Source organism: Pseudomonas sp. MD195_PC81_125, from assembly GCF_014060985.1.
GTDB lineage: Bacteria > Pseudomonadota > Gammaproteobacteria > Pseudomonadales > Pseudomonadaceae > Aquipseudomonas > Aquipseudomonas parakoreensis.
In genome coordinates, this window is sequence record NZ_JABULD010000061.1 from 1 (window position 1) to 7,679 (window position 7,679).

Below are 7,679 nucleotides of genomic sequence, written 5' to 3' on the forward strand. Positions count from 1 at the left end.
CGCTCCCACAGGGGATATGTGTCGTCGCGAAAACTGCAGGCACAAAAAAGCCCCGCATCTGCGGGGCTTTTTGTTGTAGCGGTGGATCAGCTGCCCTTAACGGTTTTGCCGTTGACCGTGCCGTCCTGGAGCATGATGTTGTACTCCTTGCCGTCGGTTTCAACCTGTTGCAGGCGGACCAGCAGGTAATCCCAATCCTTGGCGAACCACAGCACGGTGGTGCGCTTGCTTTGTGTCGGATCGCGCACGCGCTCGACCTTGATTGCATCGATCTTGCCGGCCTTGGTGTCGACTTTCTCGGCACCCAGTACACGGAAGTCATACGTATCGACTTCACCGTCATCGACCACCTGGTAGCTCATGGTCTTCTTGCCGGAGGCGACGTCGTGCTGCAGCGCCAGTTGATAGGTCGACTTGTCGACCATGCCACGGTTCAGCGGGATTTTCACCGCGTCGCCACGGTCGGTGCCGGTGACCATCTTGCTGTTCCAGTCGAAGTCCAGGTCAGCCTTTTTCGCCTTGCCCAGACCGCCACGTTCGAAGTGGTAGGACTGCGGCAGCAGGGTGTCCTTGTCCAGGGTCAGGGTGCTTTCTTCAGTCAGGCTGGCGATCATCATCGACGCCTTGAAGCTGAGTTTCCAGACGCCGTTGGCTTCCTTGGTCAGGCTGCGTTCGGCGGTGCCACTCATGGGCAACTGTTTCCAGTCGGCGGTGTAGCTCGCGGAGAACGGTTGAAGGTCTGCCGCCTGCGCGAAGGGCAGGGCGAGCAGAGCACAAGCGAAGAGCAGGGCGCGACGCATAAAATCTCCTAGTGTCGAATCAAGTGGCCGCTGGCCGCGAGTAACTGGCCATCCAGTAAAGCACCTTGCTCACCGAGTGCCAGTCGGCCTTCGGCAAACCAGCGTACAGCCATCGGGTAGATCAGGTGTTCCTGGACATGCACTCGCTGCGCAAGTGTCTGCGGCGTGTCGTGCAACTCTACCGGTATTACTGCCTGTACGACCAGTGGTCCCCCATCGAGTTCCTCGGTGACGAAGTGCACGGAGCAGCCGTGTTCCGCGTCGCCGGCCTCGAGCGCCCGCTGATGAGTGTGTAACCCTTTGTATTTGGGCAGCAGCGACGGGTGGATATTGAGCAGGCGACCCTGGTAGTGACGCACGAAATCAGCGCTGAGAATGCGCATGAAGCCGGCCAGCACCACGAGTTTTGGGTTGAATTCGTCGATCAGTTCGATCAGGGCCGCATCGAAGGCCTCGCGACCTTCGAAGGCCTTGTGATCCAGCGAGCGGGTGGCGATACCCGCGTCACTGGCGCGTTGCAGGCCGTAGGCGTCGGCGCGGTTGGAAATCACCGCGGCGATGCGGACCGGGCTGTCGCCGGTCCGCGTGCTGTCGATCAGAGCCTGCAAGTTACTGCCGGTGCCGGACAACAGCACCACGACATCACAGGTCTGGGACATCAGTGAGCCTTGAGGTTTTTCAGCTCGACTTGAGCAGCGCCTTCGGCAGCGGCAGCGATCTGGCCGATGACCCAAGGCTGCTCACCAGCGTCACGCAAGGTGTTGAGGGCGACTTCAACGTGTTCCTGAGCCACGCAGATGACCATGCCAACGCCGCAGTTCAATACGCGGTGCATCTCGGTCTCGTCAACGTTGCCTTTCTCCTGCAGCCAGTCGAAGACCGCCGGGCGAGTCCAGCTGGCCACGTCAACCACGGCCTGAGCGCCTTTTGGCAGAACACGCGGGATGTTGTCCAGCAGGCCGCCACCGGTGATGTGGGCCATGGCCTTGACTGCGCCGGTGTCCTTGATCAGCTTGAGCAGCGGCTTCACGTAGATGCGGGTCGGGGCCATCAGCAGGTCGGTCAGCGGCTTGCCGTCGAGCTGAACGGTTTCGATGTCGGCGCCGGACACTTCGATGATCTTGCGGATCAGCGAGTAGCCGTTGGAGTGCGGGCCGGACGATGGCAGGGCGATCAGCGCGTCGCCGGTGGCGACTTTCGAGCCGTCGATGATGTCGGCTTTTTCCACGACGCCGACGCAGAAGCCGGCCAGGTCGTAGTCTTCGCCTTCATACATGCCAGGCATTTCAGCGGTTTCGCCGCCAACCAGAGAGCAACCAGCCAGTTCGCAACCTGCACCGATACCGGTGACGACGGTGGCGGCCACGTCTACGTTCAGCTTGCCGGTGGCGTAGTAGTCAAGAAAGAACAGCGGTTCAGCGCCGCACACCACCAGATCGTTGACGCACATGGCGACCAGGTCCTGGCCGATGCTGTCGTGCTTGTTCAGGTTCAGCGCCAGGCGCAGCTTGGTGCCAACGCCATCGGTGCCGGAAACCAGCACAGGCTGCTTGTAGCCGGCCGGGATTTCGCAGAGGGCGCCGAAACCGCCCAGGCCGCCCATGACTTCCGGGCGCGCAGTGCGCTTGGCGACGCTCTTGATGCGTTCGACCAATGCTTCACCGGCGTCGATGTCTACACCGGCGTCCTTGTAGCTCAGGGAGGGTTGCTTGCTCATGATCCAGGCCTTTAGGGGAGGGGATTCAGGGGTAACGACCGAGTTCAGCGGGAACATCGAAATCGAGAGGGCGATGGCCTCACGCGAATTTCGGGGTGCCCGGCTGTTGCCGGTCTGCGAAGGCGCGCGATTTTATCAGGCTTGAGGGGCAGCGGCCATCCTCGCGCCGACGGGCAGGGGCATAATCAGCGGAAATTTTTTGCAATTGTGCCGGGTGGCTGCCTGTATAAGGTGTACCGATTAACCGTCTATCGTTATCCCTGTGCAAAAACTTACCGCCGCCGTGTGAATGTTTTGCGATGGCAGATTGTCACAGCCTTGCTTAACCGGTTCACGCGGCCTGTTCCAGCCGCTCCTGTCGACGGGAATTTTCCATGCGTTTTTGTAAATTGTTGGTTGTGGGTTGTTTGTCCGTGGTCAGCCTGGCGAGTCATGCCGAAAACCTCAAGGGGCTCTATCAAGTGCGTCAGCCGGTCAGCAGCCAGGCGCCGGAAGAGCGTGATCGCGCCACGCAGGCGGCGCTGGATACGCTGGTATTGCGCCTGACCGGCGACCCGAAGGCTGTGCAAAATCCAGGGTTGGCGACGATTCGCAAAGACCCGCAGCAGATCATCAGTCAGTTCGGTTTTGATGCCGGGCCACCGGAAGTGCTGAAAGTCGATTTCGACCCGACCACCACTGAGCAGGCGCTGCGTCGTGCGGGATTGTCGCTGTGGGGCGCGAGCCGGCCGTCGATCCTGAGTTGGTGGCTGAACGATTCGACTGAAGGTTCGAGCCTGGTCGGCGACGGTCAGGCAGCGGCGGCACCACTGCGTGCGGCGGCTCAGCATCGTGGTTTGCCCTTGCGTTTGCCGCTGGCGGATCTGAGCGAGCAACTGGTGGCCACCGCGCCGGTGCTGGATGGCACCGATCCCGCGCCATTGCGCGGCGCTTCGGAGCGTTACGGCGCAGATGCCTTGCTGGCGGTGCATGCGCACGAAGAGGGCGGGCAGTGGCAGGCCAAGTGGCATCTGTGGCTGGGCGATCAGAAAGAGGCCGGCAGTGTGCAGGGCACCGATCAGGCTGCCGTGGCCGATGCGGTGATGCTGGCGGTAGCGGAGCGTCTGGCGCCGCGCTTTGTCGCCAGGCCTGGGCGCTTCGGGTCAACAGACTCTGGAAGTGCAGGGTATGAATCTTGAGCATTACGCCTCGCTGCTGCGGTTACTCGAACCGTTCGGTGTGCGTCTGCAAAGTGTCGATGGTGATCGCATCGTGTATCGGGTCAACGGCAGTGCCGATCAGTTGCGCGCGCAATTGTCGCTGGCGAAGTTGCAGGAGTTGCCGGCCGAAGCTCCGACGCCAGTGCCAGTGCCGCAGCCAGCCGTCGCAGGTGCGGCGCCTGTTGCGGCTCCGGCGCCTGCACCGATAGCGCCTTCGTTGCGGTTTCGCTGGTAAGTCTTTCCTTATATAGAAGCAGGAGTGATACATGGCCGATACGCGGCGTTGGTTCTGGCTCGGTGGGGTAGTCCTGCTTTGCGCGTTTGTCTGGTTGCTGCACCCGATCCTCACGCCGTTTCTGGTGGCGTTGCTGCTGGCGTACCTGTTCGATCCGCTGGTGGATCGTCTGGAACGGCTGGGCCTGTCGCGAACCTGGGGCGTGATCGCAGTGTTTGCCTTGTTCACCCTGATTGTCACCACATTGTTGCTGGTGTTGGTACCGATGCTCGCCAAGCAGTTGCTGCGCTTGTACGAACTGGCGCCGCAGATGCTCGATTGGCTGCAGCACACGGCGCTGCCCTGGGCGCAGTCGAAACTGGGGCTGTCGGACGGCTTCTGGAAGTTCGACAAGGTCAAGGCCGCGATCAGCGAGCACATGGGGCAGACCACTGATATCGTCGGTGTGGTGCTGAGTCAGGCCACGGCCTCGAGTCTGGCCCTGATCGGCTGGCTGGCGAATCTGGTGTTGATCCCGGTGGTGAGTTTCTACCTGCTGCGTGACTGGGACGTGATGATGGCCAAGATCCGCAGCCTGCTGCCGCGTGATCGTGAAGAAACCATCGTCTCGCTTGCGGGGGAGTGCCACGAGGTGCTCGGCGCGTTCGTGCGCGGGCAGTTGCTGGTGATGCTGGCGCTGGGCGTAATCTACGCAGCAGGTCTGATGATCGTTGGGCTGGAACTGGGGCTGTTGATCGGCCTGATCGCCGGTCTGGCGGCCATCGTGCCGTACATGGGCTTCGTGATCGGGATTGGCGCGGCGCTGATTGCCGGTTTGTTCCAGTTCGGTGGTGATCTGTATCCGATGATCGGAATCGTGGCGGTGTTCATGGTCGGGCAGGCGCTCGAAGGCATGGTGCTGACGCCTTTGCTGGTGGGTGACCGGATCGGTCTGCATCCGGTGGCGGTGATTTTCGCGATTCTGGCCGGCGGCGAGCTGTTCGGCTTTACCGGTGTGCTGCTGGCACTACCGGTGGCGGCGGTGATCATGGTGCTGGTGCGTCACGTGCACGATTTGTACAAGGACTCGGATATCTACAGCGGGGCAGATGAACCCGAGTTGTAATCCGATCACGGGTGGCCCGGCATTGTGCCGGGTTGGCCCGTGTTTTGCGGAGGATTGGTTCGCTAGCGCGTCAGAGAAACTGTCATAAAACCAGCGTGTTAACGCAAACCTTTGATTTTGCTTGAGGTCTGTCGCATTGTGCGCTCAGCTTCACGGGTATAAACTTCGCAAACTTTACACAGAGGCCACTAACGGTTCCTTGAGAACTGTTCAGTCAGCATGAAACCGATTCAGCTGCCCCTAGGTGTGCGTCTGCGTGACGACGCCACCTTCATCAACTACTACCCAGGCGCCAATGCCGCTGCACTCGGCTATGTCGAGCGCCTATGCGAAGCCGACGCCGGCTGGACCGAAAGCCTGATCTACCTGTGGGGCAAGCATGGGGTAGGGCGTACGCATCTGTTGCAGGCGGCTTGCCTGCGTTTTGAGCAGATGGGTGAGCCGGCGGTGTACCTGCCGCTGGCCGAATTGATGGATCGCGGCATCGAAATTCTCGACAACCTTGAACAGTATGAACTGGTCTGTCTCGATGACTTGCAGGTGATTGCCGGCAAGCCGGACTGGGAAGAGGCGATGTTTCATCTGTTTAACCGTCTGCGCGACAGCGGTCGACGCTTGCTGATTGCCGCTTCAACCTCGCCCCGCGAGCTGCCGGTGAAACTGGCAGACCTCAAATCGCGTCTGACGCTGGCGCTGATTTTCCAGATGCGCCCGCTTTCCGATGAAGACAAATTGCGTGCCCTGCAATTGCGTGCTTCGCGTCGCGGTCTGCATCTGACCGATGAAGTCGGACACTTTATTCTGACCCGTGGCACCCGCAGCATGAGTGCATTGTTCGACCTGCTCGAACAGCTGGATCAGGCTTCGTTGCAGGCGCAACGCAAGCTGACCATTCCGTTCCTGAAGGAAACCCTCGGCTGGTAGTGCAGCCCTTGAAATCCGCAGGTTTCAGGCGGTTTCGACATATTTCAGGCGTCAGAAAATCCGCTTTTCCGCACGGGGTGCAGACTGCGTATCGAGTCAAATGGGCTTAAGCGCTTAGATGTAAACGAGAAACCGGGAAGTCACAAAAAGATCGATTGAATTTGCAAATGAGGCCGATAGCGGGCATAGTCTCGGCTTCTTTACAACTTCAGCCACGGTCGTGCCCATGCTAAATCGCTTCGCACCCCTCGTGCCTCTCGCACTCGTCACCCTGTTGTTCGGTTGCGCTGCTCATTCTCCAGTTCAAGAGCAGCCTCAACAGGTTAAAAATTCTGCCACTGCCCAGTCTTCCGTTATTTACCAGGAAGAGCTGGCCACCGAAAAAGAACTCGCCGATTTCAACGGCAAGAAGCCCTATGAGCTTCCGGTTCTGGCCGACAGCATCCTCGAACGCGGCATGTCCCTGATCGGTACCCGTTACCGTTTCGGCGGTACCTCTGAAGCCGGTTTCGACTGCAGCGGTTTCATCGGTTATCTGTTCCGCGAAGAAGCCGGCATGAATCTGCCGCGCTCCACCCGCGAAATGATCAACGTGGATGCCCCTCTGGTCTCGCGCGGTAATCTTGAGCCGGGCGATCTGCTGTTCTTCGCCACCAATGGTCGTCGCGGTCGTGTAAGCCACGCCGGGATCTACCTGGGTGACAACCAGTTCATTCACTCCAGCAGCCGTCGCAGCGGCGGTGTCCGCATCGACAGCCTGGGTGACAGCTACTGGAGCAAGACCTTCATCGAAGCCAAGCGCGCCCTCGCAATGGCACCGACCGTGGTTACCGCTCGCAAGTAATTCCCCGTTGTCGCCACGTCCGTGGCGACAAAAACGGATCACGGCAAGGGAGTAGACCTAGACTTTACAAGGTGAAGTTAAAGTCTTACTTGAAGTTTGCCGTGTAGCCGCTAGAATCCTGTATCTATATTGATGGCAAACCGCCTGCGTGCTCCGCAGGCGGTTTTGTTTCTGTCCATTCGGCAGAGAAAGCCGCAGCCAGATCAGGATGTTCTGCTTATGACGATGTCGGCCCGCCTCACATTGATTTTCTTCGCAGCGCTGCTCAGCGCCTGCGCCAGCCCGCACCCCGCCCGCCTGCGCCCGTGGTACGCGCTCCGGTGGTGTTCGGGCCCTCCCAAGCTTTTTCGCCCGCTGCTGAGGATGTGCTGTTTCGCGCGCTGGGCCTGGTTGGCACGCCCTATCGCTGGGGCGGCAACACGCCAGACTCCGGGTTTGATTGCAGCGGTCTGATCGGTTTCGTCTACCGCGATGCCGCCGGCATCTCCCTGCCGCGCTCCACCCGCGAGATGATCGTGATGCAGGCGCCGAATGTGGGCAAGGAAGGGTTGCAGACCGGCGACCTGATCTTCTTCGCCACCAACGGCGGCTCTCAGGTCAGCCATGCGGGGATCTACGTGGGGGAAGGTCGCTTCGTGCATGCGCCAGCCACCGGCGGCACAGTGAAGCTGGACAGTCTGTCGAAGGCGTACTGGCAGAAGGCGTACCTGAGTGCCAAGCGGGTGTTGCAGCCGGAGCATCTGGCGCATAACCCCTAGTAAAAAATCGCAGCAATCCTAATGTGGGAGCGAGCCTGCTCGCGAAAGCGGTGTATCAGTCAACTCAATGGAGGCTGACACTCCGCATTCGCGAGCA

The 7,679-nt window shown here is 60.2% G+C and carries 6 protein-coding genes and 2 pseudogenes; 5 read left to right on the top strand and 3 right to left on the bottom strand.

What is annotated here, in order from left to right:
- Window positions 1–86 precede the first annotated feature (86 nt).
- From HT737_RS03055 to purM, 3 genes are read right to left on the bottom strand one after another with little or no spacing between them, the layout of a single operon-like run.
- The gene (locus tag HT737_RS03055; protein ID WP_041074363.1) at window positions 87–800 is read right to left on the bottom strand and encodes a DUF3108 domain-containing protein; all 714 of its coding nucleotides are present in this window, start codon (window positions 798–800) and stop codon (window positions 87–89) included.
- Window positions 801–808: 8 nt separating this feature from the next.
- Window positions 809–1,459 carry a phosphoribosylglycinamide formyltransferase gene (gene purN / locus HT737_RS03060; protein ID WP_108182081.1) on the bottom strand — a complete coding sequence of 217 codons (651 nt, stop codon included), beginning with the start codon at window positions 1,457–1,459 and terminating at the stop codon, window positions 809–811.
- A complete protein-coding gene (purM, locus tag HT737_RS03065) occupies window positions 1,459–2,517 on the bottom strand; it encodes a phosphoribosylformylglycinamidine cyclo-ligase (protein ID WP_047292867.1) in 1,059 nt (352 codons plus the stop codon). The genes purN and purM overlap by 1 nt, the downstream gene beginning before the upstream one ends.
- A gap of 374 nt (window positions 2,518–2,891) precedes the next feature.
- Between purM and HT737_RS03070 the strand changes: the two are divergent.
- From HT737_RS03070 to HT737_RS03090, 5 genes and pseudogenes are all read left to right on the top strand, one after another.
- A pseudogene (locus tag HT737_RS03070) lies at window positions 2,892–3,951 on the top strand (DUF2066 domain-containing protein).
- Between the two features lie 31 nt (window positions 3,952–3,982).
- On the top strand, window positions 3,983–5,056 hold the full coding sequence (locus tag HT737_RS03075; protein WP_121184409.1) for an AI-2E family transporter: 1,074 nt from the start codon (window positions 3,983–3,985) through the stop codon (window positions 5,054–5,056).
- A gap of 219 nt (window positions 5,057–5,275) precedes the next feature.
- A complete protein-coding gene (gene hda, locus HT737_RS03080; protein WP_025111852.1) occupies window positions 5,276–5,980 on the top strand; it encodes a DnaA regulatory inactivator Hda in 705 nt (234 codons plus the stop codon).
- Between the two features lie 226 nt (window positions 5,981–6,206).
- Window positions 6,207–6,824 carry a C40 family peptidase gene (locus HT737_RS03085; RefSeq protein WP_041074354.1) on the top strand — a complete coding sequence of 206 codons (618 nt, stop codon included), beginning with the start codon at window positions 6,207–6,209 and terminating at the stop codon, window positions 6,822–6,824.
- Window positions 6,825–7,043: 219 nt separating this feature from the next.
- Window positions 7,044–7,582 (top strand): annotated as a pseudogene (locus HT737_RS03090) (C40 family peptidase).
- The last annotated feature ends 97 nt before the right edge of the window (window positions 7,583–7,679 follow it).